Origin of the sequence: Streptomyces sp. CA-249302, assembly GCF_050936785.1 — a bacterium.
GTDB lineage: Bacteria > Actinomycetota > Actinomycetes > Streptomycetales > Streptomycetaceae > Streptomyces.
On record NZ_JBNJMG010000001.1, the window covers coordinates 9,310,736 to 9,335,449 of the forward strand.

Here is a 24,714-nt window from a genome sequence, read left to right on the forward strand (position 1 = left end):
TTGACCGTTCTCGGTGCCCAGCTTACCGTAACGGACACTCCAATTGGAGTGATTGATACAGCAAGCGGGAAACAGAGCCGTCAGGGACGACAGTGAGGTGGTCCGGTGAGTGAGATCCGTGCCGGAGACGGAGCCGCGGACAACGTGTACGACGTGGCCGTGATCGGCTACGGGCCGACGGGCGTGACCGCGGCGAACCTGCTGGGCGCGCTGGGCCTCCGGGTGGTCGTGCTGGAGCGGGACGCGGAGGTGTTCTCCCGGGCGCGGGCGATCTCGACCGACGAGGAGGTCATGCGGATCTGGCAGCGCACCGGCCTCGCCGACCGGCTGAAACGGGACATGCTGGCCGAGCGCCCGCTGGACTTCGTCGACGCGCGCGGCCGGGCCTTCATCAGCGCGCACCCCAGTCCGCGCGGCCACGGCCATCCGCCGCAGATGTTCATCTACCAGCCGGCCCTGGAGCAGGTCCTGCGCGAGGGCGTCGACCGCTACCCGAACGTCGAGGTCCTGCTGCGGCACGAGTGCCTGCGGCTCCGGCAGGACGCGGACGGCGTCGGGCTGACCGTGGTGGACGCCGAGGATTCGGTACGGCGTCTGCGCGCGAAGTACGTGATCGCGGCCGACGGCGGCTCCAGCCTGATTCGCGCCCAGCTGAACGTCGGTTACGAGGGACGGACGTACGAGGACCGCTGGGTGGTCATCGACACCGAGATGCTCAAGCCCTGGCCCGACCACGACCGGCTCCGCTTCCGCTGCGACCCGGCCCGCCCGGCGGTCGACTGTCCGACCCCGCTCGGCCACCACCGCTGGGAGTTCCCGATCCTGCCCGGCGACGACGAGCAGTACCTGGTCACCGATGACGCGATCTACTCGATGGTGTCCAAATACGGGATCGCCCGGGACCAGATCAGGATCCTGCGGGCCACGGTCTACAGCCACCACGTCCGCTTCGCCGCCCGCTTCCGGGTGGGCCGGGTCTTCCTCGCCGGGGACGCCGCGCACGCCATGCCGCCGTGGATCGGACAGGGCATGGCGGCCGGCGTGCGGGACGCGGCCAACCTGTGCTGGAAGCTCGACGCAGTCCTGCGCGGCGAACTGCCCGACTCGGTGCTCGACAGCTACGAGGCCGAACGCAAACCGCACGTCAAGGAGGTCACCAAGCGGGCGGTGTTCGTCGGCCGGATCATCACCGAGCGGCGGCGCGCGGTCACCCGGGTCCGCGACGCGGTGATGCCGACGCTCAACCGCCTGCCGGGGTTCAGCCAGTGGCTCCAGGACGCCAACTGGATACCCGTCGCCCACTACGCCGACGGCCTCCAGGCCCGCCCCCGCACCAAGGCGACCGGCCACCAGATACCGCAGCCCCGGGTGACCGGCGCCGACGGTGAACGGGTGCGCCTGGACGACGTGCTCAAGAGCCGCTGGCTGCTGCTGCACCTCGGCCCGCCCACCCCGCAGCACGCCTGGGCCCGCCAGGGCGTCGAGTCGCTGGCCGTTCTTCCAGAGGGCTCACGCCCGGCCGAGGGCGCGGTCGTCGACAGCGACGGTGTCCTCCTGCCCTGGCTGTCCCGACGCCGCGCGGCCGCCGTCGCCCTGCGCCCGGACGGCTACGTCTACGCCGCCGCGCCAGCCGGGGCCCAACTCCCGCCGCCCCCGGCCGGATTCACCCCCGCACCGCGCGCGACCGCCTCGATCACCCTGTGAGGACCACCATGACCACACACACCGACACCCCGCCCATGCATGAGTCACTCCTCGACGTCGGCGGCCGGCAGATCTTCGTCGCCGAGACCGGACCAGCCGACGCCACACCCGTCCTCCTCCTGCACGGCGGCGGCCCCGGGGCCTCGGGCGTCTCCAACTACTCCCGCAACATTGCCGAGTTGGCCAAGGAGTACCGGGTCATCGTCCCCGACCTGCCCGGTTACGGCCGCAGCAGCAAGGGCATCGACCGCGCCGACCCGTTCGGCGCCCTCGCCGTCGGCATTCGCGGCGTACTGGACCGACTCGGCCTGGAGAGGGCGCACTTCGTCGGCAACTCCTACGGCGGCTCCTGTGCCCTGCGCCTCGCCCTGGACACCCCCGACCGGGTCGACCGCATGGTCCTCATGGGCCCCGGCGGCATCGGCACCACCCGCGGACTGCCCACGCCCGGCCTCAACTCCCTGCTCGACTACTACAACGGGGACGGGCCCTCGCGGCTGAAGCTGGAGAAGTTCGTCCGCCAGTACCTCGTCTTCAACGCCGCCGACGTCCCCGACAGCGTCATCGACGCGCGCTACCGGGACAGCGTCGACCCCGAGGTCGTCGCGGCACCGCCGCTGCGGCGGCCGAAGTCGCTCAAGGCCCTGTGGAAGATGGACTTCACCCGGGACGCGCGGCTGTCCCGGCTGCCGGTGCCGACCCTGGTGCTGTGGGGCGCGGCAGACAAGGTCAACCGGCCCTCCGGCGGCCGGATGCTCGCCGACCGACTGCCCAACTGCGACCTCTACACGGTCGCCAACACCGGGCACTGGGTGCAGTGGGAGCGTGCGGACCTCTTCAACAGCCTGTGCGCCGACTTCCTGGCGGGCCGGCGATGACCCCCACCTCCGTCTTCGGCGCGGTGCACCTCGGTTACGTCGTCATCGAGACCAACCGCTTCGCCGACTGGTGCCGCTTCGGCACCGACGCCATCGGCATGCACCACGACCCCGTCTCCCGCGACCTGATGCGCTTCCGCCTCGACGACCAGGAGTGCCGCTTCCTGCTCCGGCGCGGTCCCGCCGAGGACGTCGTCGCCACCGGCTGGCACATCGACGACCACGCCTCCTTCGAACGGATCGAGGCCCGGATACGCGCCCACGGCGTCCCCTGTGTCGAGGGCAGCGCCGAGGAGGCCCAACTGCGCGGCGTCGAAAGGCTGTTGTGCTTCCCCGGACCCAAGGGCATCACCCAGGAGATCTACACCACCTCGGTGAAGTCGGCCGAGCCCCTGCGGATGCTCGCCTCGGGCTTCGTCACCGGTGACTCCGGCATGGGCCATGTCGCGATCACGTCCACCAAACCGGCTCAGCTGCGCGGCTACTTCAACACCGTCTTCGACGCCCGCCTCACCGACTACATCGACGAGACCATCAGCGGCGTCAAGCTCAGGATCCGCTTCCTGCGGGTCAACGAACGCCACCACTCCATCGCCGTCGCCGCTGTCCGAGGCCTGCCGATCGACCCGGTCCGCACCCGCGTGCAGCACCTCAACATCCAGGCGGCCACGCTGGACGACGTGGCCCGCAGCTACCAGCGCGTCCACGAACTCGGCTTCGAGATGGCCCTGTCCGTCGGCCAGCACACCAACGACAAGGAACTCTCCTACTACGCCCGCACTCCCTCCGGCTTCGAGTGGGAGGTCGGCTGGAACCCGATCATCGTCGACGAGACCACCTGGCAGCCCAGCACCCACCAGGGCATCAGCATCTGGGGCCACACCCCGGTCGGCCAGACGATCGTCGACAAACTGGAGCAGTTCCGCCTCGGGGGCCTCTCCCTCGCCCGCCGGGAGGACACGGTCCCCGCGCTCAGCGGCGCGGGCATCCCCGATTCCTAATGGAGTTGTCAAGCGGCCGGCGTGACGGGCGGTATGGGGTCGTAGCACCGTCCGTCGCGCAGGAGTGCCCACAGGGGCGCCCAGCAGGACGCCGATGCCGGGCATGCTGCTGATCACTTCCGTGTTGCGGTGGCGGCGAAACCGGCCCTCGATGAGTTTGTCGGTCTCCGCGATCTTCTCGTTGAGGGCCATCACCTCCCTGGTCAGGGAGTGCACGACGTGGGCGCATGTCCTCGCTGTGGACCTTGCGGTGGCGCAGCCAGGTGGCCAGGCGTCGTCGGCCGGGGCGGTGTATGGCGGCCGGGGTGAGGTGGCCGCGGAGCCGGTTGATGGTTCGGGTGCGGTCGTTGCTGAGGTCGCGCCGGATTCGGGTTTGGTCGGCGATGACCGCCGCGTCCTTGACGTCGGTCTTGCCGTCGCCCCGGTAGCCCTCGGAGGCCCGGTTGACCGCCCGTCCGGGGATGTAGAGGAGCTGCTGGGCGTGGTTGAGCAGGACCGCGATGACCAGGGCGGCCCCGCCGTCCGTCAGGTCAATGCCCCAAACCGCTTCGTCGCCCAGAGCGCGAACGTCCCCGAGCAGCTTGAACAGTTCACTCTCGTCGTTGGCGACGCGCCGGGACAGCAGCCGCTTGCCGGTGTCATCGATCACCACGCAGTGGTGGTGGGTCTTCCCGGCGTCGATACCGGCCCAGGTCGCTGTCACGTGCTTCTCCGCGGGTCGTGTTCGTACGGGTACCACGGATGACCGCGCTGTCGAGTCCCTACTGAGCGATCAGTGCCGCAATTCCTCATGAGCAGCCGAGTCGTCGTGGGGTGCCGGGTGGCGAATCGGAGCAAGTCACAGACGCGGCAGACGACTGAAAGCCACCCCCCGGCACCCCTGGGTGAGCCAACCCAACGAATGGCTCGCTCAGCCCGATCAACAAGGTAGGGACGACTGACCGAGGTGGCATGCACGAACGGGCCCGGTACGCCTACCCGTACCGGGCCCCTTGAGCTGTTTCCCGGGATCACACCTCCGCGCGGGCCACCAGGTCCAGCGCGATGTCGGTGATCATGTCCTCCTGGCCGCCGACCATGCCCCGACGGCCGACCTCGACGAGGATGCCGCGGGTGTCGAGCCCGTAGCGCGCGGCGGCGGTCTCGGCGTGCCGCAGGAAGCTGGAGTACACGCCCGCGTACCCGAGGCTGAGGGTCTCGCGGTCCACCCGTACCTCGCGGTCCTGGAGCGGTCGTACGAGATCGTCGGCGGCGTCCATGAGCGGGAACAGCTCGCAGGCGTGCTCCCAGCCCATCAGGTCGGCGACCGCGATGAAAGCCTCCAGGGGGCAGTTGCCCGCGCCGGCGCCCTGACCCGCGAGCGAGGCGTCGACACGGACCGCGCCGCTCTCCACGGCGACCACGCTGTTGGCCACGCCCAGCCCGAGGTTGTGGTGGGCGTGGATGCCCAACTCCGTCGCCGGGTCCAGGACTTCACGGTAGGCGCGGAAGCGGTCGCGGACGCCGTCCATGGTGAGACGGCCGCCGGAGTCGGTGACGTACACGCAGTGGGCGCCGTACGACTCCATCAGCTTGGCCTGACGGGCCAGTTCGGCTGGTTCGGCCATGTGGGACATCATCAGGAACCCGGCCACGTCCATGCCCAACTCACGTGCGGCGGCGATGTGTTGGGCGGAGATGTCGGCCTCGGTGCAGTGGGTGGCGACGCGTACCGAGCGGATGCCGAGGCGGTGCGCCTGGCGGAGGTCGTGCAGGGTGCCGATTCCCGGCAGGAGCAGGGTGGTGGGTACGGCGTGGAAGGCGACATCGGTGACGGCCTCGATCCACTCCCAGTCGGTGTGCGCGCCGATGCCGTAGTTGATGCTGGAGCCGGCCAGGCCGTCGCCGTGGGCGATCTCGATGGCGGCCACGCCGGCAGCGTCGAGCGCGGCGGCGATGGTGCGGGCCTGGTCGGTGGTGTAGCGGTGCCGGACGGCGTGCATGCCGTCCCGCAGGGTGACGTCCTGGATGTACAGACGGGTCACTTGGCTGCCTCCCTGCTGTGGGCGGCCATGCGTTCCGCGGTGCGCAGCGCGGCCGAGGTCATGATGTCGAGGTTTCCGGCGTAGGCCGGGAGGTAGTGGGCGGCACCCTCGACCTCCAGGAAGACGGAGACCTTCAGGAGGTCGCCACCGTTGGCCAGGGTGCGCAGCGGGTCGTCGGCGGCGACCTTCTCGTACTGCACTTTCTGCTTGAGGCGGTAGCCGGGCACGTACGCCTGGACGCGGCCGACCATCTCCTCGACCGACGCCGTGACAGCCTCGGTCGCGCACTCGGAGACGAGGCAGTGCACGGTGTCCCGCATGATCAGCGGGGGTTCCGCCGGGTTGAGGACGATGATCGCCTTGCCGCGCGCGGCCCCGCCGACCCGCTCGATGGCCGACGACGTGGTCTCGGTGAACTCGTCGATGTTCGCCCGGGTGCCGGGACCGGCCGAGCGGGAGGCGATGGACGCGACGATCTCGCCGTAGTGGACCGGCGAGACGGCGTTGATCGCGGCGACGATCGGGATCGTGGCCTGGCCGCCGCAGGTGACCATGTTGACGTTTCCGGCGTCGAGGTGGGCGTCGCCGTTGACCGGCGGGACGACGTACGGGCCGATGGCGGCCGGGGTGAGGTCGACGAGGGTGCGGCCGAGTGGGCGGAGCACCTCATCGTGGTGGCGGTGGGCGCCGGCCGAGGTGGCGTCGAAGACGATGTCGACGTCGGCGAACTCGTCCAGTTTCACCAGCCCTTCGACGCCCTCGTGGGTCGTGGCCACCTTGAGGCGGCGGGCGCGGGCCAGGCCGTCGGAGTCCGGGTCGATACCGGCCAGGGCGGCTATCTCCAGGCTCTCTGAGAGCCGCAGGACCTTGATCATGAGGTCGGTACCGATGTTGCCGGAGCCGATGACGGCGACCTTGGTGCTCATACCTCGCTCCCTTCCTGCGCGAAGCCGACCCGCACGGAACCGAGACCGGAGATCCGGGCCTCGAACACGTCTCCTGCGGCCGCGGGAGCCATCGAGCCGAGCGCGCCCGTCAGCACCAGGTCGCCCGCGCGCAGTGGATCGCCGCGCTCGGCGAGCGTGGAGGCCAGCCACACGGCCGCGTTGAGGGGGCTGCCGAGACAGGCGGCGCCGGAGCCCTCGGAAACGGTCTCGCCGCCCCGCGTCATGCCCATCGTCACCGTCCGCAGGTCGACGGCGGTGAGTGGTACGGGGGTCGCACCCAGGACGTACAGGCCGCAGGAGGCGTTGTCGGCGACGGTGTCGACCAGGGAGATGTCCCAGTCCGCGATACGGCTGTCCACGATCTCCAGCGCCGGCAGAGCGAAGTCGACCGCGCGCAGGACGTCGACGACCGTGCACCGGGGGTCGGGCAGATCGCGGCCCAGCACCAGGGCGACCTCGGCCTCCACCTTCGGCTGCAGCAGCCGCCCGGCGGGGACCTCGCCGCCGTCCGGCACCGCCATGTCCGCGAACAGTGCCCCGAAGTCCGGTTGGGCCACGCCGAGTTGGCGCTGCACGGCCGGGGACGTCAGACCGATCTTGCGGCCGACGATCCGGCGCCCGGCGTCGAGTCCGCGCCGGACGCCCAGCTGCTGCACGGCGTAGGCCTCGTCGACGTCGTCGATCAGCGTCCGCACCGGCGGGCAGGCGATCCCGGTACGGGTGGCTTCCGCCAGTAGATCGGCGGCCTTGGCCACCTGTGGGGGCTCGCTCGGCATGGGGTGCCTCCTCGTGAGCAGCGGGTGCGGGTACGGGACCGATATAGACATCGCTCCTGGCTGGGAGCAAACTCTGTTCCATGACACGGAACGGAACTAGCGGCAACATGCTGGAGAAGGCCGCGTTCATCCTGGACTGCTTTATCCCGGACGGTGAGGAGTTCCGGCTGGCGGAACTGTCTGCGCGGACCGGCCTGCCTAAACCGACGGTCCATCGGCTCGCGGGTGACCTCGTCCGGCTGGGTTGGCTGGAGCGTTCGGGCCCGCAGTACCGGCTCGGAGCGAAGCTGTTCGAGCTGGGCTCGCTGGTGCCGCACCGGGTCGATCTGCGGGAGACGGCCCTGCCGTTTCTCCAGGACCTGTTCGAGGCCACCCGGGAGACCGTCCACCTCGGCGTTCGCGAGGGCATGGACGTGGTCTACCTGGAACGCATCCACGGCCACGAGGCCCTCGCGCTGCCCTCCCGTATCGGCGGCACCCTGCCGCTGAGCTGCACCGGCGTCGGCAAGGCCCTGCTCGCCTTCTCCGATGCCGAGCTGGCCGAGGAGGTCCTGTCCGGGCCGCTGCCGAGCCTCACGCCGTACTCGATCACCGACCCGGCACGGCTGCGCCTGGCCCTGGAGAAGATCCGGGTCTCCGGCCTCGCCTACGAGGAGCAGGAGGCCGCCCTGGGCGTCAGCTGCATCGCCGCCCCTGTCTTCGCGCACGGCACGATGACGGCCGCCCTCTCGGTGGCCGTCCCGCGCGAACGGTTCAGCCCGGCTCAGCTGGCGCCCGCCGTACGGACGGCAGCACTGGGGCTGTCCCGTGCACTGCGCAAAGGCAGTTGAAGCCCTCTGCCGTTGCATGTCGGCCGCGCGCTGCGTGAGGCTGCCTGTCCGCCTTCGGCGACACGAGCTCTGAGCTGCGAAACCGTGAAAAGACGTTTGAGAATCGCGCCTCGGGCTTGGGGGCGTCGCACGGCACCAGGGCTGACCTTCGGCGACGAAATTCCCCGGGCGCAAGAACGGACGTCTACGGCCGTAGGCGCTGAAGGCGCGAGTGCTGACGCTTCAGAGGTGTCGCCGACAGGCCTGGGAGAGAGGCCGGCCCTTTCCGTGCCACCCGGCGATACGGACCTGCTCGATCGGCGTAACGTCGTTCCTGTGGACGTCACCGCGGACAGGCTGGTCGCCGAAGTGCAGCGATGCCTGCGGAGCGAGGTTCCCCAACTGTGGGAGGACTCGGGCATCGCCCGCATGACGTCGGAGAACATCGCCGAGCATGTCGTGGCCGCTCTGGCCGGCATCGAACTCGGCATCGCCCCGGGCAGTATCGAACCACCGGCCGCCGACGTCCATCGCGCACGCAGACTGGCCCAGCATGGGATTCCCGTCACCGCGATGCTCCGGGCACACCGGCTCGCCCAGGGAATAGCCCTGGACGAACTGATCGAGGAGCTGCCCCGGCTGACGAATGACCCCGAGCTGATCAGCGCCGCGGCCCGCAATCTGATCGCGTTGACGACCGGCTATGTGGACCAGACCTCCGAGCAAGGCGTCCTCGCCTTCCAAGCTGAGCGGGACCATCGTCTGCGATGGCGGCTGTCGCTGGTGAACGAGGCCGGCTCGCGCATCGGCACCAGCCTGGACGTCGCCCACACGGCCCAGGAGCTGGCGGAAGTGGCAACCGAGCGCTTCGCCGACGCCGTCACCGTGGATCTGCTCGACTCCGTGCTCCATGGCCGCGACGGCCCGCCGGACAAACCGTTCGTACTGCGCCGGTTCGCCGAGCAGCCGCTGCCCGAGGACGGATCCGCGGCCGAGGTCACCCCGCAGCAGCTCCACACCTACCCGGACGGATCGCCGCCGGACCGAGCCCTGACCACCGGAGAAGCCTCGAAACATCACAACGCGAGCCCGGCGGCGATCCACTCCACACTGATCGTGCCCATACGCGCCCGTGACATCACCCTCGGCCTCGCGCAATTCTCCCGCCACCGCACTCCAGGCCACTACGACGACGAAGACCTCCTCCTCGCCCAGGAGATCACCGCCCGGGCCGCCGTCGCCGTCGACAACGCCCGCCGCTACGCGCACGCCCGCGCCACCGCTCTCAGCCTCCAGCGCAGCCTGCTCCCAGAGCACACCGCGGAGCAGTCGGCCGTGGACGTGGCCTGCCGCTATCTGCCCGCCGGCACGGAGATCGGCGTGGGCGGGGACTGGTACGACGTGATCCCGCTGTCCGGCGCACGGGTCGCGCTCGTGGTCGGCGACGTGGTCGGCCACGGCATCCACGCCGCCGCCACCATGGGGCGGCTGCGGACCGCCGTACGCACCCTGGCCGACATCGATCTGCCCCCGACGAACTCCTCACACACCTGGACGACGTCGTCCTCCACCTTTCCGCCGAGACCTCCAGCGATCCGGGGACCACGACCGCGGACACGGGTGCCACCTGCCTCTACGCGGTCTACGACCCTGTCAGCAGCCGCTGCACCCTCGCCCGCGCCGGGCACGTCCTGCCCGTCTTGGTGAGCCGGGACGGCACGGTCGACCTCCTCGACCTGCCGGCGGGCCCGCCTCTCGGACTGGGCGGCCTGCCCTTCGAAGCGGCGGAGATCGTTCTGCCCGAAGGCAGCACCCTCGCCCTCTATACGGACGGCCTGCTCGAAGCCCGAGAGCACGACATCGACGCCGGCCTCACTCTGTTGCGCCAGGCACTCGCCGAGCCGGCCCCCTCCCTGGAGGCCACTTGTGACGCGGTGCTCGAAACCCTCCTGCCGACCCGCCCGGACGACGACGTGGCCCTGCTTCTGGCTCGCACACGCGCTCTCGGAAGCCGCCAGGTCGCCAGTTGGGACCTGGAACCCGACCCGGCCGCGGTCGCCGGGGCCCGGTTGAGCGTCTCCCGGCAGCTGAGTACCTGGGGCCTGGAGGAACTCGACTTCACCACCGAACTGGTGGTCAGTGAACTCGTCACCAACGCCATCCGCTACGGCAGACCCCCCATCGAACTGCGCCTCATCCTCCCCGAGCCCTCGCGGAGACCGGTGGGCGCTCCCAGCCGCGCCCTCCTGTGCGAGGTCGCTGACGCCAGTAGCACCACCCCGCACCAACGCCGCGCCCGCACCTACGACGAGGGCGGCCGAGGCCTGCTCCTGGTCGCCCAACTCGCCGAACGCTGGGGCACACGCCACGCCCGCCACGGCAAGACGGTCTGGGCCGAACTGGCCGGCCCGCCCCGATTCCCGACGTTCGAGCCCGCATAGCCTGGAGTTTCAAGGCAGCGCTGACCATTGCTCGCGCATGGAGGCTCCCTACCCTGGAGGGAGGCGTGTACCGAACAGGCCGCCCTACCCGGTCGGTGCGATGGTGGGTCTTCCACAACCGACAGCGGCGCCACTCAGCACCACCGCAGCTGGAACCCAAACCGTGGGGCAGGCCAAGATGTCACCCGATCGTGCAGCAGACCCACTGGTTCCTGGCGAATGTCGTCGTGTGCGGCATGGCTGCGGCTCCCGTCGTTGGGTGATGGCGACATCGTCCGGAAGGGCGTCACCGCGCCTCAATAGTCGGGATGGGCTCGGGCCGACACGCGGCACTGTGTCTGCATCGCTGGGCTAGGAGTGTCTGTGCGCTCGGACCTCGTCGACGTCGCCCGCCGCCTCCAGCCCAATCTCGTCGCGGCCGCACAGGGAAGTACCGGCCGCTGAGGCGCTGGTTGGGGCGTCCCGCGGGTCAGGCCAGCGTGGAGGCGTCCACCACGAACCGGTACCGCACATCGGAGGCGAGGACACGGTCGAACGCCTCGTTGATCTTCTCGGCCGGGATGAGCTCGATCTCGGCGCCGATGCCGTGCTCGGCGCAGAAGTTGAGCATCTCCTGGGTCTCACGGATGCCGCCGAACAGTGATCCGGCATAGGAGCGCCGGTTGGCGAACAGGGAAGGCACGTTCACCGGCAGCGGCTCGCTGGGGGCGCCCAGGTTGATCAGGGCGCCGTCGAGGGCGAGCAGCGAGAGGTAGACGTCGACATCGATTTTGGCGCTGATCGTGTTCAGGACGATGTCGAAGCTTCCGGCGAGGCTCTCGAAGGTCGCGGGATCGCCGGTGGCGTAGTACTGGTCGGCGCCCAGGCCCACGACTGCGACCTTCTTGCCGGGGCCCGCGCCCCAGTGGCGCAGTGGCGAGTGCGTGGTGATGCCGGCGCACAGCAGGGGTGCGGCGGCGTCGAGCGGGAGGCCGTCGGGGATCTGCAGGACGAAGTCCTCGGTCACCACGATGTGGGTGGAGTAGCCGCCCTGGGTGATCCGGCCGTCCCGGCCGGCGCTGCCGAACACGAGGGTGTGGCCGTTGAGGCAGTACTGCTCCTCGCCCTGCTGGCAGTTGGCGCACTCGCGGCAGGAGTCGGCCATGCAGCCCACCCCCACGCGGTCACCGACGGCGTGCTTGGTGACCTCCGGGCCGACCTGCGTGACCGTGCCGACGATCTCGTGGCCGGGGACGAGGGGGGTGGGGATGCCGCCGAATTCGCCGCGGGCGAAGTGGATGTCCGAGTGGCAGATTCCGCAGTAGGCGATCTCGATCAGGACGTCGTGCGGGCCGACCTCTCGACGGTCGATGGTCATCGGGACGAGCGGTTCGGCCACGGATGCGGCGCCGTAGGCGTTGACGGTGGGCACGGTGTCTCCATTGGTGCTGGTCGTGCGGGGGAGAAGGGGGCAGGTCTGCCGCCGAGGTGCGGGACTGTCTGCCTGCGCAATGCCCATCGCGTGTTCCAGGCCGCACTGATCCGGGGAGCGCTGCTCCGGGGTGTACCACGGCCCCCCATTGGATGTCCGCCTAGGTCAGAGGGTTGGAGATGCCGGGTCGCCCTGGCCCGGTTGTGCTCCTCGGGGCGCGGCGGAACGCTCCTGGGCGGCCATGTCGAGCAGGACGAGCGCGTCATGGTCCGGGGTGCCCTGTTCGGCGTAGTACACGAGCAGGCGATGGCCCGGTGTTCCTTCCAGCTCCATGTTCTGGAAACCGAGCGTGAGGGCTCCGACCTCGGGGTGGTGGAAGGTCTTGCGGCCGTGTGTGCGGACCCTGACCTCGTACCGGTCCCACATGCGGGCGAACTCGGGGCTCTTGAGGAGCAGTTCACCGATCAGCCGGGTCAGGTCCGGGGCGTCGGGGTGGGTGCCGGCCAGGGCGCGCAACTGCGCCACGCCGCCGCGGATCTGGTTGTCCCAGTCCTCGGCGAAGAGATCCTGGGCGGCGGGGTGGAGGAAGACGTAGCGCGTGAGGTTCCGCTGGTCGGCGGGCCAGTCCTCGATACCGGCCAGCAGGCGCAGCCCGCTCGGATTACAGGCCAGGAGGTCATTGGCGCGGCTGACGACGTACGCGGGACCCGGCCGCAGGTTCTCCAGCAGGAGCTGGACGCCCCGCCGTACCGCGCGGGAGGGAGCCGTCTGCGTCTCGGCACCGCGGCGGGCGGCGCGCTCGGCGAGGCTGCGCAGGTGCTCGTGTTCCGCCTGCTCCAGCTGCAGTGCCCGGGCCAGAGCGTCGACCACGGCCGGACTGGGCCGTGTCTCCCGGCCCTGCTCCAGACGGGTGTAGTAGTCGATGCTGATGCCCGCCAGGGTCGCCAGTTCCTCGCGGCGCAGCCCCGGCGTGCGCCGCCGCCCGGGCTGCACCACCAGGCCGGCCTCGGCGGGATCGAGCTCGGCGCGGCGGGCGCGCAGGAAGCGCCCCAGGTCGGTGCCCCCGCTCGCGGCGGCGTGCTCACGTCTCATGGAATCCAGTGTGACCACCTCCTGACCTGCGAAGGGGGCCTGCGAGGGGCCCTGTCACTCCCTGGAACGGCGCTCCCCGGCACGTACGGCGGTCACCGCAGGCCTGGGCGCATTCAGCTGGTGTTCCAACTCCCTTGTCAGTCCTCGGGGATGACGACCTTGAACCGCTCGGGGCTGGTGACGTTGGGGTCCGGGCCGCCGCGGACGCCGGTGTCGAGTGCGTCCAGGGAGGCGAGTTCGTCGGAGCTCAACTGGAAGTCGAACACGTCGAAGTTCTCGGCGATCCGGGCCGGGTTGGTGGACTTGGGGATGGTGCTGCGGCCCTGCTGGATGTGCCAGCGCAACAGCACCTGCGCGGGCGTCTTGTTGTGGGCCTGCGCGATCGTCTGGACGGTCGGGTCCTGGAGCGTGCTGCGTCCGGTGCCGTCCTTGTCCCAGTAGAAAGTGATCCCGCCGATGGGGGACCACGCCTGGGTGAGGACGCCGTGCTCGGCGTCGGCCTTCTGGACCTCGGGCTGGGTGAAGTAGGGGTGCAGCTCGACCTGGTTCACGGCCGGGACGACGCTGGCGCGCTCCACCAGTTCCGAGAGGTGGTGCGGCATGAAGTTGCTGACGCCGATCGCGCGGACCTTCCCCTCCTCGTAGAGCTTCTCCAGCGCGTTGTACGCGGCCACCGTGGTCTCGAACCGCTCCGGTACCGGCTGGTGCAGGAGCAGCAGGTCGAGCTGGTCCACCCCGAGCTTGCGGGTGCTCTTCTCGAAGGCGTGCAGCGTCTCGTCGTAGCCGTAGTCCGTGACCCAGACCTTGGTCTCGATGAACACCTCGGCGCGGTCCACCCCGGAGCGGCGCAGACCTTCACCGACCTGGCGCTCGTTGAAGTAGGCCGCCGCCGTGTCGATGTGCCGGTACCCGGTGCGAAGTGCCGTCTCCACCGCCGCGGCCGTTTCCTCCGCGGGGCTCTGGAAGACGCCGAAGCCGAGGACCGGCAGAGTGACGCCGTTGTTGAGGGTGAGTGTGCTGCGCTGCCGTGGATCAGTCATGCAATCCAGTCTGTGAGCCGGGTGACCTGCCTGCCAGCCAGAAGGGGGGCCCTGTCGCACCCCTGAACACCACTCCCCGGCACGGTGCGGCCTGCCATCCGACGCGCGGGATCAGCAGCCTTGATCCAGGCTGAAGAGCGGTTGTCCCCGCGCGCCCTTTGAAGCACCGACGGGTGCGAAGGAGAGATGAGGACCGTGGCCGGACCGGACGAGCAGCGACGGCAGCACAGACCGTCGACGGTGGTACACGCGTTGACCACGGATCAGCGGGTGACGACTTTCGAGTTGTTCTTCGACTTGGTGTACGTCTTCGCGCTCACCCAGGTCACCGCCTTCATGGCGCACGCGCACAGCGGTATGGGCGTACTGCAGGGGCTGTTGCTGCTGGCGCTGCTGTGGTGGTCGTGGTCGGCGTACGCCTGGCTCGGCAACCAGGCCCGGGCCGATCTGGGGATCCTGCGTGCCGGCATGGGGCTGGCGATGGCCGGGATCTTCGTCGTGGCGCTCGCCGTCCCGGAGGCGTGGCACGACGCGCCCGGCGGCCTGGATGGTCCCCTCGTACTGGCCAGCGCGTATCTGTTCGTGCGCTGCGTGCACCTGGTGGTCTACGGCCTGCTCGCCCGCGAGGACCGGGCACTGGTGCGGCAGGTCGTCCTCTCCTGGCCGCCGGTGCTTGCCGGGGCAGGCCTGCTGCTGGCGGGCGCGGCTGTCGGAGGGGGAGTGCAGACGACGCTGTTCGCCGCGGCGATCGCGGTGGACTGGGGGGTCGTGTACGCGACGTCCCGCAGGGGCAGTTGGCGTATCCACAGCGCCGAGTACTTCGCCGAGCGGTACGAGTTGTTCGTCATCATCGCCATCGGCGAGTCGCTGACCGCCCTGGGCGTGGGCGCCGCCGAGTTGCCGGTCAGTCTGTCGCTGCTGGCGGTGGCCGCCCTGGGGGTGGGGGCGGCCATGGCGATGTGGTGGCTGTACTTCGACGTGGTGACCTTGGTGGCGCGGCGCCGACTGCACGAGGCGGCCACGGAGGCCCGGTTGGCTCTCGCGGCCGGTGCCTACGGCGTCGGGCACTTCCCGGTCGTCGCGGGCGTCGTCCTCACCGCGCTGGGTATCGAAGGGGTCGTCGGTCATTCGGACAGCGGTCACGGGCTCGGATGGTTCTCGGCCGGCGCGCTGTGTGGGGGAGTGGCGCTCTACCTGGCCGGGTTGCTGCTGTTCGGGCGGCTGGCGGTGAACGCGTGGGGGCCGTTCCGCTTGGTGGCCCTGGTCGTGATGGCCGCTTGGACACCGGCGGCGGCCGCCCTGCCTCCGTTGGCCGCCCTGACGGGTGTGGTCGTCATCCTCGCGGTGCTCGCGGCCGTCGAGACCTGGTGGTTCGCGGAGTTGCGCCACACGGTGCGCACCTGAGTGCGGGAGCGCGCCTGCCGGGGGCGTCGGCCGACGCCCCCGGTCAGAGCCGGATCACGAGCTCGCGTGGGGGTACAGCGCGGATGCGTTGATCTTTCCGCGCTGCAGCTGAGCGTCGTGCGGGGCGTTCAGGCCGCCGTCGGTGACGTACAGGCGGCCGTCACTGACAGCGGTGGCGCTGGGGGAGGCCAGGCCGTCGGCGCCGGTCAGTACCGTCTTCACCGTGCCGCCCGGATAGACCACGGACACCTTGTCGGGGGCGTTCTGCGCGGCGAAGACCACGTCGGAGCGGTCGCTCAGGAAGCTGAAGTCGTCCACACCGTCGATGTTCCTGGTGACGACACGGATGCTGCCGGGCTTGCCGTTCCCGGTGACCGGGATGCGCAGCAGGCTGTCCTGGGCGAGGTTGGAGACCCAGACGGCTCCCTTGTGGAAGCGCAGGCCGTTGGCGCCGAAGGGCACGGCCTCGGAGGTGACGGGGGCCAGGGCCGGGTTGGTCAGCCAGGCCTTCGCCGGTCCGCCCGCGACGGGTACGGCCCACACGGTGCTCTTGAGGCTGTCGGCGACGTAGATCGTGCGTCCGGAGGCGTCGAGGGCCATGCCGTTGGGGAGCCCGTCGGTGGGCAGCGCCGCGAGACGCACGGGGCTCTTGCCGGGCGCGATCTTCCAGACCCCGGCGCGCGCCGCGCTGGAGGACCAGACGTTGTAGTAGACCGTGCCGTCCTTGCCGCGGATGTTGCCGGTGATGCCGTCGCCCTGGGCGGAGGTGGCGAGGACGGTGCGGTGGCCGGAGGGCGAGACGCGTACCAGCGCGGGCGCCTTGCCGGCGGCGGCACCGATCATCGACAGCGTCACGGAACGGTCCGGGTTGACGGTGATGTTCTCCGGGATCTCACCGGCGGCGTAGTCGAACGCGGCCACGGTCCTCACGTCGGTGATGACGCGCTGCGGCTGAGGTGTCGGAGTGGCGGCGGCTACGGCGGAGGGGACGGACACGAGGACCGCCGAGGCCGCGGTCGCGATCGCGGCCGTGCGGATTCTTCTCTTCAGGGGGATCGAGCTGGCAGACATGGAGATTCCTTGCGTTGCCGACACCTGCCCAGCCTGAAGGGCAGGCAGGAGCCGTGAAGTGGCATGCGGGAGACTCGGCGAGGGGCGCCCTGACGGGCGCCGAGGGCCGGATTGCGGCGGCTGGAACAAGCGACTCGATTGGGTGCTTGCTCTCTTGGCCGACCGCCGGATTTCAGTCTGACAGCGGAAGATCAGGGGGCGCTACATGGCAGGGGGGCCGTGTCACTGCCAGGAGCCGCGCTCCCGGGCTCAGCGCGTCCCCTCGCGCCTGCCCTCGCCGGAAGGCGCCGCCTTCTGGTCGCCCCCTGCCATGTCCAGGAGGACCAGCTTGTCGTGGTCGGGGGTGCCGGGCTCGGCGTAGTAGACGACGAGCCGTTGGGTGCGGGTGCCTTCGATCTGCATCTTCTGGTAGCCGGGGGTGAGGTCGCCGACGTCGGGGTGGTGGAAGGTCTTGCTGCCGTGGGTGTGCAACCGCACGTCGTACCGCTCCCACAAGTCGGTGAACTCCGCGCTCGCACCCAGCAGTTCGTCGACGAGCGCAGCCAGGCCGGGGGCGTCGGGCTCCAGGCTGTGCAGCGAGCGCAGGCGGCCGACGGCGGCGCGGATCTGGTCGTGCCAGTCGTCGAACAGCTTGGGTGCCGCCGGGTGCAGGAAGACGTAGCGCACCACGTTGCGCTTCTGCACCGGCCAGTCCGCCAGCCCGTGGAACAGCCGCAGTCCGGACGGGGTGCAGGCGAGGACGTCCATGGTGCGGGTGAGGACGTAGGCCGGGAAGGGCCTCAGCTTCTCCAGGAGCAGTTCGATCCCCGGCAGGACCGACTCCGTGCCCGAGGCCGGAGGGTCCAGTGCCGAGGCGCCTGCCGCGCGGGCGACGAGGACACGCAGGTGGTCGTGTTCGGCTGGGTGCAGCCGGAGCGCGCGGGCGAGCGCGTCGACGACGGAGGGGCTCGGGTTGGACTCCTTGCCGCGCTCCAGACGGACGTAGTAGTCCACGCTGACTCCTGCGAGCGTGGCCAGCTCCTCGCGGCGCAGCCCGGGCGTGCGCCGTACTCCCCGCCCGGTCGGCAGTCCGACGTCCGCCGGAGTCACCCGGGCACGGTGGGCCCGTAGGAACGTTCCCAGTGCCGTGCCCCCGTTGCCGTCGTGCCGCTCACGTGCCATACGCACAGTGTGTCAGGCCGCCCGGATCAAGGGCATGACCTGCGGGAAGGCTCGTGTGCGGACGTGGCGCGGGCCGGTGACGGCTCGGAGCCGAGCATGTCCAGCAGGACCAGGGCGTCGTACTCGGGCGTGTTCGGTTCGGCGAAGTAGGCGATGAGGCGGTGGCCGGGGGTGCCTTCGAGCTCCATGGACTGGTAGCCGAGGGTGAGGTCCCCGACCTCGGGGTGGTGGAACGTCTTGCGGCCGTGTGCAGGGGCCTTGACGTCGTAGCGTTCCCACAGGCGGGCGAAGTCCGGGCTCTTGACGAGGAGTTCACCGGCCAGGCGGGTGAGGTCGGGAGCGTCGGGGTCGGTGCCCGCGAGGGCGCGGAGGCGGGCGACGCAGCCGCGGACCTGGTTGCCCCAGTCGTCGAACAGGTCGTGGGCCGCGGGGTGGAGGAAGACGTACCGGGCGATGTTGCGGTCCTTGACCGGCCACTGCTCCATCCCGGCCAGCAGGCGCAGTCCGCCCGGATTGTGCGCGAGCACGTCGGTGGTGCGGCTGACGATGTGCGCGGGGTAGGGCCGGATGCCCTCCAGCAGCAGTTTGACGCCCGGCCGCACTGCCCGTGACGGAGTGGTCCTGGGTTCGGGGACGCTGCGGGCGGCCTTGCTCGCGAGGGTGCGCAGGTGCTCGTGCTCGGCGTCGTCCAGCTGCAGGGCGCGGGCTAGGGAGTCGACGACGGACGGGCTGGGCCGGGTCTCCTTGCCGCGTTCGAGGCGGGTGTAGTAGTCGATGCTGATTCCGGCGAGAGTGGCCAGCTCTTCGCGGCGCAGCCCGGGCGTGCGCCGCGGCCCGGAGCCTGCCGCGAGCCCGGCCTCGGCGGGCGTCAGCCGAGTGCGGCGGGCACGCAGGAACCGCCCGAGCTCGGTGCCACCGCCGGCGGAGTGCTCACGTGTCATGTCCTCCAGTGTCAGCACGCCGTGACCTGCGCGGGAGGCGAATGAGGGGCCCTGTCGCTCCCCCGAACGGCGCTCCCCGGCACGGCACGGCCTGCCACTCCGCATGCCCCTGCCGCAGGCTGGATCCCGGTGGTGAAAGCAGCTCGCCGACAGAATTCGCCGTCGTCGAGACCACGTCCATGACATCTGTGAGCACGCGCACCGGACGGCGCCCGCGGTGCACTCGCCGCACCCGTCAGCGGGCGCGACAGCGCAGAGCGAAGGGGTTGGAGACATGAGCGAGGACACGAGGGAAGTAGTCGTCGTCATCGGTTCCGGAAGCATCGGCCTCGCCATCGCGCGTCGCGTCGGTGCCGGCCGTACCGTGCTGCTCGCCGACTACAGCGACAAGGCGGCCGGGGCGGCCGCCGAACGCCTGCGCGGCGAGGGACACGACGTGACCACCCGCGTCACCGACGTCTCCGACCGCGATGCCGTGGAGGCCCTTGCCGCCGCGGCCGCCGCCCTGGGGCCGGTCACCCAGGTGGTGCACACCGCCGGCGTTTCCCCCACCCAGGCAAGCATCGAGCGGATCCTGCACGTCGACCTGGTCGGCACCGCGATGGTGCTGGACGCGTTCGCCCGCGTCGTCGCCCCGGGCGGGGCCGGCATCGTGATCGCCAGCATGGCCGGCCACCGGGAGAGCCCCTACCCGCCCGAGATCGAGCACGCCCTCGCCACCACCGACACCGCGAGCCTGCTGGAGCTGCCGTTCCTCCAGCCCGACCAGGTCGGCTCCACCGTCCACGCCTACGCGCTCTCCAAGCGGGCCAACTCGCTGCGCGTGCAGACCGCCGCCGTCGCCTGGGGCAGGCGAGGAGCCCGCGTCAACGCCGTCAGCCCCGGCGTCATCATCACGCCGCTCGCCCTGGACGAGCTGTCCGGGCCCCGGCAGGAGTGGTTCGAGCAGGTACGCAAGGTGTCGTCCGCCGGACGCTTCGGCACCCCCGACGAGGTCGCCGACGCGGCCGCCTTCCTCCTCGGCCGCCAGGCCGGCTTCATCACCGGCGCCGACCTCCTCATGGACGGCGGCGTAACCGCGGCGCTGCGCACCGGAGAACTGACGCTCCCCTGACCGGCCACGAACCCGAACCCCTTCCCGCACCCTTTCGAACAAGGAAAGACCATGACGACTGCACCCATGACCGTGCTGGTGGTCGGCGCGACCGGCAGCATCGGACGCCTCGTCGTAGCCGAGGCCATCGCGCGGGGACACACCACCCGCGCCCTGGTACGCGACATTGGCAAAGCCCGGCGCGTGCTCCCCGCCGAGGTACAGCTCGCCGTGGGCGACATCACGCAGCCCGACACGCTGCCCGGGGCCGTGGCCGATGTCGACGCCATCGTGCTCACGCACGGCTCCATGTCCGCGCCGGAGACAGTCGACTACGGCGGAGTCCGCAACGTCCTGGCAGCCCTGGACGGGCAGAAGCCTCACATCGTGCTGATGACCGCCATCGGCGTCACCGCCCGCAGCAGCGCGTACAACCATCTGCTCGAGTGGAAGCGCCGCTCCGAACGCCTGGTCCGGGCGAGCGGCCTGCCCTACACGGTCGTGCGGCCGGGCTGGTTCGACATGAACGACCCCGACGAGCAGCGCCCGGTCTTCCTGCAGGGCGACACGCGGCGCTCCGGCGGTCCCGCCGACGGTGCCGTCTCGCGCCACCGGATCGCCCAGGTGCTGGTGGCGGCCGTCGCTACTCCGGAGGCGGTGCGCCGCACCTTCGAACTCGTCGCGGAACAGGGCCCCGCCCCCGGCGACCCGACCCCGCTGTTCGCCGCGCTGGACGAGGACGCGCCCGGCGCCCTGGACGCGGTCCGCGACGAGGCCAACATGCCGCTGGAGCGGGAGCCTCAGCGGGTCCGCGACGACCTGGATGCCCTTGCGACGCCGCCCGGACGGTGACGGCCGCCTCGTCCGTTCTACGCCGGATGGCCCCGTGCCCTGAGCGGGATCACCCAGCTCAAGGCCATCGTCGAGAAGCCGGGCCACCCGGCCTGGCGCACGCCCCGCATCCCGGAAACGGAACACCCGGAAAGAGAACCATGGAACTCCTCAAGCACCAGCCCACCACCAAGGCTCCCGCCGACTGGTTCACCGGCGACGTCTGGTTCGACGTCCTGTACGCGGGCGAGGAACCGTCCCGGATGCGCGCCAACATGGTGCGCTTCTCCCCGTGCGCCCGCACCGACTGGCACTCCCACGCCACGGGCCAGACCCTGCACATCGTCTCCGGCGTCGCACTGATCGGAACCCGGGACGGCACCGTCATCGAGGCACACCCCGGTGACACGATCCACACCCCGCCAGGTGAGGAGCACTGGCACGGCGCCACCTCCGACCGCTTCATGACCCACCTGGCCTTGTGGGAGGGCACCGGACCCGACGGCGGCCCGGAGACCACCTGGCTGGAGAAGGTCGACGACGCGGAGTACGGAGCACCGCGCAGCCGCACCCGCTGACACCCTCCGCGACCACCCGAACAGGGAAACAGACCATGCGAGCAACCCTCATGTACGGCGCCGGCGACGTCCGCGTCGAGAACGTCCCCGACCCGAAGATCCACCAGCCGACCGACGCGATCGTGCGTGTCCTGCGCTCCTGCGTCTGCGGCAGCGACCTGTGGCCCTACGGGTCGATGCCCGCGACCGACCACGGCCAGCGCATGGGCCACGAGTTCCTCGGCGTCGTCGAGGAGACCGGCTCCGGCGTCTCGGCCCTCAAGGCGGGCGATGTGGTGGTCGCACCGTTCGTCTGGGCCGACAACACCTGTGAGTTCTGCCGCGAGGGCCTGCACACGTCGTGTCTGCACGGCGGGCAGTGGGCGCGCGACGGAGTCGACGGCGGCCAGGGCGAAGCGGTACGCGTCCCGCAGGCCCAGGGCACACTGGTCAAGCTGCCGGTCGGCGAGGACTCCGCCCTGCTGCCGTCCCTTCTGACTCTGTCCGACGTCCTCTGCACCGGCCATCACTGTGCGGTCACCGCCGGCGTCGGCCCCCGCACGACCGTCACCGTCGTCGGCGACGGCGCGGTCGGCCTGTCCGCCGTCCTCGCGGCCAAACGGCTCGGCGCCGAGCGGATCATCCTCATGGGCCGGCACAAGGACCGCACCGACCTCGGCAGGGACTTCGGCGCCACCGACGTCGTGGCCGAGCGCGGCGACGAAGGCGTCGAGCGCGTGCGCGAACTGACCGGCGGCCACGGCACGCACACGGTCCTCGAATGCGTCGGCACCCTGCCCGCCCTGCACATGTCGATCGGCACGGTCCGCCCCGGCGGCACCATCAGCCGGGTCGGCGCCCCGCAGTATCCCGAAGTCCCGCTGGGCTTCCCGGAGTTCATGAACAACATCACCCTCACCGGCGGTGTCGCCCCGGCGCGCGCCTACATCGAGGAACTGCTGCCCGACATCCTGGAGGGCCGGATCGAACCGGGCCGCGTCTTCGACCGCACCGTGGGCATCGATGAAGTCCCTGACGGCTACCGGGCCATGGCCGACCGCGAGGCCCTGAAGGTCCTCGTCAAGTCGTGAGGACCGGCTCCTTGTCCAGCCGGAGCATCACGTCGTACTCCGGTGTCCCTGGCGCGGCGTGATACGCGACCAGGCGTTGGCCGAAGCATCCCTCGGGCTGGAGCGAGTGGTAGCTGAAAGCGAAGGTTCCGGCCTCGGGGTGATGGAACGTCTTGGTGCCGTGGTGGTGGCCCTTCACGTCGTACCGCTCCCACAGGCGGACGAAGTCCGGGCTCTTGGCGAGGAGTTCGTCGACGAGGCCGGTGAGGTCGGGGGCGTCCGGTTCGACGCCCGAGAGGGCGCGCAGGCGGGCGACGCAGCCGCGGATCTGGTTCTCCCAGTCCTCGAACAGGACACGGGCGGTGGGGTGCAGGAAGACGTAGCGCACGATGTTGCGCCGCCCCTCCGGCCAATCCTCCAGACCGGCCAGCAGCCGCAGCCCGCCGGGGTTGGTCGCGAGCAGGTCCATGGTGCGGCTGACGATGTGCGCGGGATACGGGCGCATGCCCTCCAGAAGCAGTTGCAGGCCCGCGTCCACGGTCTGCCCGAGCACCGCCGCCGACTGCTCCGCCCCTCTGCCCCGTGCGGCGCACGCGGCGAGCTCGCGCAGGTGCAGGAGCTCGGCCTCCTCCAGCAGCAGAGCGGAGGCGAGCGCGTCGACGACCGAGGGGCTGGGGTTGGTCTCCCGGCCGCGCTCCAGCCGGGTGTAGTAGTCGATGCTCACCCCGGCCAGGGTGGCGAGTTCCTCCCGGCGCAGGCCCGGCGTACGGCGCAGGCCCGCCCCCTCCGGGAGGTCCACGTCGGCGGGGGTGACCCGGGCGCGGCGGGCCCGCAGAAAGTGCCCCAGCTCACTGCCACCGTTCTTGCCGCTGCGCTGCTCACGTGCCATGCGATCCAGTCTGGCAGCCGTGTGACCAGGGTGAAGGCCGTCAGAGGGGCCCTGTCACACCCTGGAACGCCGCTCCCCGGCACAGCGCGGTCTGCCAGGCCTTGCGGATCAGCAGCAGGCTGACAGACGGCCCGGAAATCCGAAGGACAAGGAGCGAACGATGAAGCGCATCAAGCTGGGAGACCTGGAGGTCTCCCGCATCGGTCTGGGCGCGATGTCGATGTCTCACGCCTACACGGGGGCCGGCACCGATGACGCGGAGTCGATCCGCACGATCCACCGGGCTCTCGACCTGGGCGTCACCTTGATCGACACCGCCGAGGTCTACGGTCCGTACGCCAACGAGGAACTCGTCGGCCGCGCGCTGAAGGGCCGCCGCGAAGGTGTCGTACTGGCCACGAAGTTCGGCTTCCTGTCGCACACCGGTCGTGAGGGCGGCATCGACAGCAGTCCGGCGAACATCCGCATCGCCGTCGAAGGCTCGCTCAAGCGCCTCGGCACGGACTGCATCGATCTCTACTATCAGCACCGTGTCGACCCGGACACGCCGATCGAGGACACCGTCGGAGCCCTCGCGGAACTGGTCGCCGAGGGCAAGATCCGCCACATCGGGCTGTCCGAGGCGGGCGTGGACAGCATCCGCCGTGCGCACGCCGTCCACCCAGTGGCGGCTCTGCAGTCGGAGTACTCCCTGTGGACCCGTGATCCGGAGCCGGAGGTGCTGCCGCTCCTGCGCGAGCTCGGCATCGGCTTCGTGCCCTACTCACCGCTGGGCCACGGCTTCCTCACCGGCCAGATCCGCTCCACCGACGACTTCGACGACACCGACTGGCGCAAGAACAACCCCCGCTTCACCGGTGAGAACTTCCAGCGCAACCTGCGCCTGGCCGACGAGGTCAGGGCCGTAGCCGACGAAGCCGGCGGAACACCCGCGCAGATCGCCCTGGCCTGGCTGCTCGCCCAGGGCGACGACATCGCTCCCATCCCCGGCACCAAGCGGGTCGAGCGGGTCGAGGAGAACACCGCCGCCGACGGCATCGTGCTGACCGCCGAGCAGATCGAGAAGCTCGACAACCTGCCCGCGGCCGCCGGTGACCACCACGACGAGGCCGGCATGCGCCTCCTCGGCCGGTGACAGCCCCACACACCAAGCCGGAACCCACCCCTGGAGCCATCGTGCGGCCCACAGCAGACCCGTCCGCCCGCGAGGAGATCCTCGACGCCCACCGCGCCTTTCTGAAGGCCATGCACGAGGGCGACACCTCGGCCCTCGACGCCCTGCTCGACGACGAATCCACCCTCACCCACATGACGGGGTACGTGCAGCCGAAGGCCGAATGGCTGGCACAGATGAGACAAGGCCAGTTCGTCTACCACACCATCGACGAGAAGAGCACGACCCTCGACGTCGACGGCGACACGGCACACCTGGTCGTCCGGACCGTCACGGACGCCACCGTGTACGGCACCCGGTGGGACTGGCGGCTGCAACTCGCCACCGACTACGCCCGCCGCAGCGACACGTGGGTCGTGCTGCGCACCAAGGCCACCACCTGGTGACCGAGACCGTCCGG

Annotated in this window: 21 protein-coding genes and 2 pseudogenes; 12 read left to right on the top strand and 11 right to left on the bottom strand. The window is 70.6% G+C overall.

All coding sequences use genetic code 11. The features are described from left to right. Positions 1 to 105: 105 nt before the first annotated feature. From ACQEWB_RS41860 to ACQEWB_RS41870, 3 genes are read left to right on the top strand one after another with little or no spacing between them, the layout of a single operon-like run. A complete protein-coding gene (locus ACQEWB_RS41860) occupies positions 106 to 1,704 on the top strand; it encodes a bifunctional 3-(3-hydroxy-phenyl)propionate/3-hydroxycinnamic acid hydroxylase (protein WP_432840758.1) in 1,599 nt (532 codons plus the stop codon). Between the two features lie 8 nt (positions 1,705 to 1,712). Beyond that, positions 1,713 to 2,582: an alpha/beta fold hydrolase gene (locus tag ACQEWB_RS41865; protein WP_432840760.1), complete on the top strand. Its 870-nt coding sequence runs from the start codon at positions 1,713 to 1,715 to the stop codon at positions 2,580 to 2,582. Further along, positions 2,579 to 3,583 (top strand): VOC family protein, encoded by a 1,005-nt coding sequence (locus tag ACQEWB_RS41870; RefSeq protein WP_432840762.1) that lies wholly within the window; start codon positions 2,579 to 2,581, stop codon positions 3,581 to 3,583. The genes ACQEWB_RS41865 and ACQEWB_RS41870 overlap by 4 nt, the downstream gene beginning before the upstream one ends. Before the next feature lie 75 nt (positions 3,584 to 3,658). Here the strand turns inward: ACQEWB_RS41870 and ACQEWB_RS41875 are convergent. The 4 genes and pseudogenes from ACQEWB_RS41875 to ACQEWB_RS41890 form a co-directional block, all read right to left on the bottom strand. After that, a pseudogene (locus tag ACQEWB_RS41875) lies at positions 3,659 to 4,286 on the bottom strand (IS110 family transposase); the annotation flags it as partial. 307 nt (positions 4,287 to 4,593) lie between these two features. Further along, positions 4,594 to 5,607, bottom strand: coding sequence for a 4-hydroxy-2-oxovalerate aldolase (gene dmpG / locus ACQEWB_RS41880; protein ID WP_432840764.1), 1,014 nt, complete (start codon positions 5,605 to 5,607; stop codon positions 4,594 to 4,596). Continuing rightward, positions 5,604 to 6,533, bottom strand: a complete 930-nt coding sequence (locus tag ACQEWB_RS41885; protein ID WP_432840766.1) for an acetaldehyde dehydrogenase (acetylating) — start codon at positions 6,531 to 6,533, stop codon at positions 5,604 to 5,606. Before ACQEWB_RS41885 ends, dmpG begins: the two co-directional genes overlap by 4 nt. Continuing rightward, positions 6,530 to 7,330 carry a 2-keto-4-pentenoate hydratase gene (locus ACQEWB_RS41890; RefSeq protein ID WP_432840768.1) on the bottom strand — a complete coding sequence of 267 codons (801 nt, stop codon included), beginning with the start codon at positions 7,328 to 7,330 and terminating at the stop codon, positions 6,530 to 6,532. Before ACQEWB_RS41890 ends, ACQEWB_RS41885 begins: the two co-directional genes overlap by 4 nt. Positions 7,331 to 7,437: 107 nt before the next feature. Between ACQEWB_RS41890 and ACQEWB_RS41895 the strand changes: the two genes are divergently transcribed. Both ACQEWB_RS41895 and ACQEWB_RS41900 read left to right on the top strand, forming a co-directional pair. Then, complete coding sequence (locus tag ACQEWB_RS41895) at positions 7,438 to 8,160, top strand: IclR family transcriptional regulator (RefSeq protein ID WP_432844291.1); 723 nt, start codon at positions 7,438 to 7,440, stop codon at positions 8,158 to 8,160. A 315-nt stretch (positions 8,161 to 8,475) separates the two neighbouring features. Further along, positions 8,476 to 10,580, top strand: a pseudogene (locus ACQEWB_RS41900) (ATP-binding SpoIIE family protein phosphatase). 469 nt (positions 10,581 to 11,049) lie between these two features. On the opposite strand, the gene ACQEWB_RS41905 reads toward ACQEWB_RS41900, so the two are convergent. The 3 genes from ACQEWB_RS41905 to ACQEWB_RS41915 form a co-directional block, all read right to left on the bottom strand. Continuing rightward, a complete protein-coding gene (locus tag ACQEWB_RS41905) occupies positions 11,050 to 11,937 on the bottom strand; it encodes an NAD(P)-dependent alcohol dehydrogenase (protein WP_432844293.1) in 888 nt (295 codons plus the stop codon). 219 nt (positions 11,938 to 12,156) lie between these two features. After that, positions 12,157 to 13,083 (bottom strand): helix-turn-helix transcriptional regulator, encoded by a 927-nt coding sequence (locus ACQEWB_RS41910; protein ID WP_432840770.1) that lies wholly within the window; start codon positions 13,081 to 13,083, stop codon positions 12,157 to 12,159. Positions 13,084 to 13,220: 137 nt separating this feature from the next. Beyond that, positions 13,221 to 14,123 carry an aldo/keto reductase gene (locus ACQEWB_RS41915; RefSeq protein WP_432840772.1) on the bottom strand — a complete coding sequence of 301 codons (903 nt, stop codon included), beginning with the start codon at positions 14,121 to 14,123 and terminating at the stop codon, positions 13,221 to 13,223. Positions 14,124 to 14,318: 195 nt separating this feature from the next. Here ACQEWB_RS41915 and ACQEWB_RS41920 point away from each other — a divergent pair, with 195 nt between their 5' ends. Further along, complete coding sequence (locus ACQEWB_RS41920; protein ID WP_432840774.1) at positions 14,319 to 15,527, top strand: low temperature requirement protein A; 1,209 nt, start codon at positions 14,319 to 14,321, stop codon at positions 15,525 to 15,527. Positions 15,528 to 15,581: 54 nt separating this feature from the next. On the opposite strand, the gene ACQEWB_RS41925 is transcribed toward ACQEWB_RS41920, so the two are convergent. From ACQEWB_RS41925 to ACQEWB_RS41935, 3 genes are all read right to left on the bottom strand, one after another. Then, the gene (locus tag ACQEWB_RS41925) at positions 15,582 to 16,598 is read right to left on the bottom strand and encodes an SMP-30/gluconolactonase/LRE family protein (RefSeq protein ID WP_432840776.1); all 1,017 of its coding nucleotides are present in this window, start codon (positions 16,596 to 16,598) and stop codon (positions 15,582 to 15,584) included. Positions 16,599 to 16,847: 249 nt separating this feature from the next. Then, positions 16,848 to 17,759, bottom strand: coding sequence for a helix-turn-helix domain-containing protein (locus tag ACQEWB_RS41930; protein ID WP_432840778.1), 912 nt, complete (start codon positions 17,757 to 17,759; stop codon positions 16,848 to 16,850). A 26-nt stretch (positions 17,760 to 17,785) separates the two neighbouring features. Beyond that, the gene (locus ACQEWB_RS41935) at positions 17,786 to 18,700 is read right to left on the bottom strand and encodes a helix-turn-helix transcriptional regulator (protein WP_432840780.1); all 915 of its coding nucleotides are present in this window, start codon (positions 18,698 to 18,700) and stop codon (positions 17,786 to 17,788) included. A 274-nt stretch (positions 18,701 to 18,974) separates the two neighbouring features. On the opposite strand from ACQEWB_RS41935, the gene ACQEWB_RS41940 reads away from it, so the two are divergent. The 4 genes from ACQEWB_RS41940 to ACQEWB_RS41955 all read left to right on the top strand — a co-directional run bounded on the left by ACQEWB_RS41940 (position 18,975) and on the right by ACQEWB_RS41955 (position 22,272). After that, positions 18,975 to 19,814: an SDR family oxidoreductase gene (locus ACQEWB_RS41940; RefSeq protein ID WP_432840782.1), complete on the top strand. Its 840-nt coding sequence runs from the start codon at positions 18,975 to 18,977 to the stop codon at positions 19,812 to 19,814. Positions 19,815 to 19,865: 51 nt separating this feature from the next. After that, positions 19,866 to 20,645: an SDR family oxidoreductase gene (locus tag ACQEWB_RS41945; RefSeq protein WP_432840784.1), complete on the top strand. Its 780-nt coding sequence runs from the start codon at positions 19,866 to 19,868 to the stop codon at positions 20,643 to 20,645. A 140-nt stretch (positions 20,646 to 20,785) separates the two neighbouring features. Continuing rightward, on the top strand, positions 20,786 to 21,202 hold the full coding sequence (locus tag ACQEWB_RS41950) for a (R)-mandelonitrile lyase (protein WP_432840786.1): 417 nt from the start codon (positions 20,786 to 20,788) through the stop codon (positions 21,200 to 21,202). 35 nt (positions 21,203 to 21,237) lie between these two features. Continuing rightward, positions 21,238 to 22,272: a zinc-dependent alcohol dehydrogenase family protein gene (locus tag ACQEWB_RS41955; protein ID WP_432840788.1), complete on the top strand. Its 1,035-nt coding sequence runs from the start codon at positions 21,238 to 21,240 to the stop codon at positions 22,270 to 22,272. Here the strand turns inward: ACQEWB_RS41955 and ACQEWB_RS41960 are convergent. After that, positions 22,262 to 23,140: a helix-turn-helix transcriptional regulator gene (locus ACQEWB_RS41960; RefSeq protein ID WP_432840790.1), complete on the bottom strand. Its 879-nt coding sequence runs from the start codon at positions 23,138 to 23,140 to the stop codon at positions 22,262 to 22,264. The genes ACQEWB_RS41955 and ACQEWB_RS41960 overlap by 11 nt on opposite strands. A gap of 160 nt (positions 23,141 to 23,300) precedes the next feature. Here ACQEWB_RS41960 and ACQEWB_RS41965 point away from each other — a divergent pair, with 160 nt between their 5' ends. Further along, positions 23,301 to 24,275 (top strand): aldo/keto reductase, encoded by a 975-nt coding sequence (locus ACQEWB_RS41965; RefSeq protein ID WP_432840792.1) that lies wholly within the window; start codon positions 23,301 to 23,303, stop codon positions 24,273 to 24,275. A 41-nt stretch (positions 24,276 to 24,316) separates the two neighbouring features. Continuing rightward, entirely contained in the window at positions 24,317 to 24,700 is a 384-nt protein-coding gene (locus ACQEWB_RS41970; protein WP_432840794.1) for a nuclear transport factor 2 family protein, read from the top strand. Positions 24,701 to 24,714: the final 14 nt, after the last annotated feature.

What these genes read in the sequence shown, in the direction of transcription:
- ACQEWB_RS41910 (WP_432840770.1), bottom strand. Translation starts at nt 13,083, where the DNA reads ATGAGACGTGAGCACGCCGCCGCGAGCGGGGGCACCGACCTGGGGCGC.
- ACQEWB_RS41965 (WP_432840792.1), top strand. Translation starts at nt 23,301, where the DNA reads ATGAAGCGCATCAAGCTGGGAGACCTGGAGGTCTCCCGCATCGGTCTG.
- ACQEWB_RS41870 (WP_432840762.1), top strand. Translation starts at nt 2,579, where the DNA reads ATGACCCCCACCTCCGTCTTCGGCGCGGTGCACCTCGGTTACGTCGTC.
- ACQEWB_RS41865 (WP_432840760.1), top strand. Translation starts at nt 1,713, where the DNA reads ATGACCACACACACCGACACCCCGCCCATGCATGAGTCACTCCTCGAC.
- ACQEWB_RS41885 (WP_432840766.1), bottom strand. Translation starts at nt 6,533, where the DNA reads ATGAGCACCAAGGTCGCCGTCATCGGCTCCGGCAACATCGGTACCGAC.
- ACQEWB_RS41905 (WP_432844293.1), bottom strand. Translation starts at nt 11,937, where the DNA reads ATGACCATCGACCGTCGAGAGGTCGGCCCGCACGACGTCCTGATCGAG.
- ACQEWB_RS41945 (WP_432840784.1), top strand. Translation starts at nt 19,866, where the DNA reads ATGACGACTGCACCCATGACCGTGCTGGTGGTCGGCGCGACCGGCAGC.
- ACQEWB_RS41950 (WP_432840786.1), top strand. Translation starts at nt 20,786, where the DNA reads ATGGAACTCCTCAAGCACCAGCCCACCACCAAGGCTCCCGCCGACTGG.
- ACQEWB_RS41890 (WP_432840768.1), bottom strand. Translation starts at nt 7,330, where the DNA reads ATGCCGAGCGAGCCCCCACAGGTGGCCAAGGCCGCCGATCTACTGGCG.
- ACQEWB_RS41915 (WP_432840772.1), bottom strand. Translation starts at nt 14,123, where the DNA reads ATGACTGATCCACGGCAGCGCAGCACACTCACCCTCAACAACGGCGTC.
- ACQEWB_RS41895 (WP_432844291.1), top strand. Translation starts at nt 7,438, where the DNA reads ATGCTGGAGAAGGCCGCGTTCATCCTGGACTGCTTTATCCCGGACGGT.
- ACQEWB_RS41955 (WP_432840788.1), top strand. Translation starts at nt 21,238, where the DNA reads ATGCGAGCAACCCTCATGTACGGCGCCGGCGACGTCCGCGTCGAGAAC.
- ACQEWB_RS41930 (WP_432840778.1), bottom strand. Translation starts at nt 17,759, where the DNA reads ATGGCACGTGAGCGGCACGACGGCAACGGGGGCACGGCACTGGGAACG.
- ACQEWB_RS41925 (WP_432840776.1), bottom strand. Translation starts at nt 16,598, where the DNA reads ATGTCTGCCAGCTCGATCCCCCTGAAGAGAAGAATCCGCACGGCCGCG.
- ACQEWB_RS41940 (WP_432840782.1), top strand. Translation starts at nt 18,975, where the DNA reads ATGAGCGAGGACACGAGGGAAGTAGTCGTCGTCATCGGTTCCGGAAGC.
- ACQEWB_RS41935 (WP_432840780.1), bottom strand. Translation starts at nt 18,700, where the DNA reads ATGACACGTGAGCACTCCGCCGGCGGTGGCACCGAGCTCGGGCGGTTC.
- ACQEWB_RS41960 (WP_432840790.1), bottom strand. Translation starts at nt 23,140, where the DNA reads ATGGCACGTGAGCAGCGCAGCGGCAAGAACGGTGGCAGTGAGCTGGGG.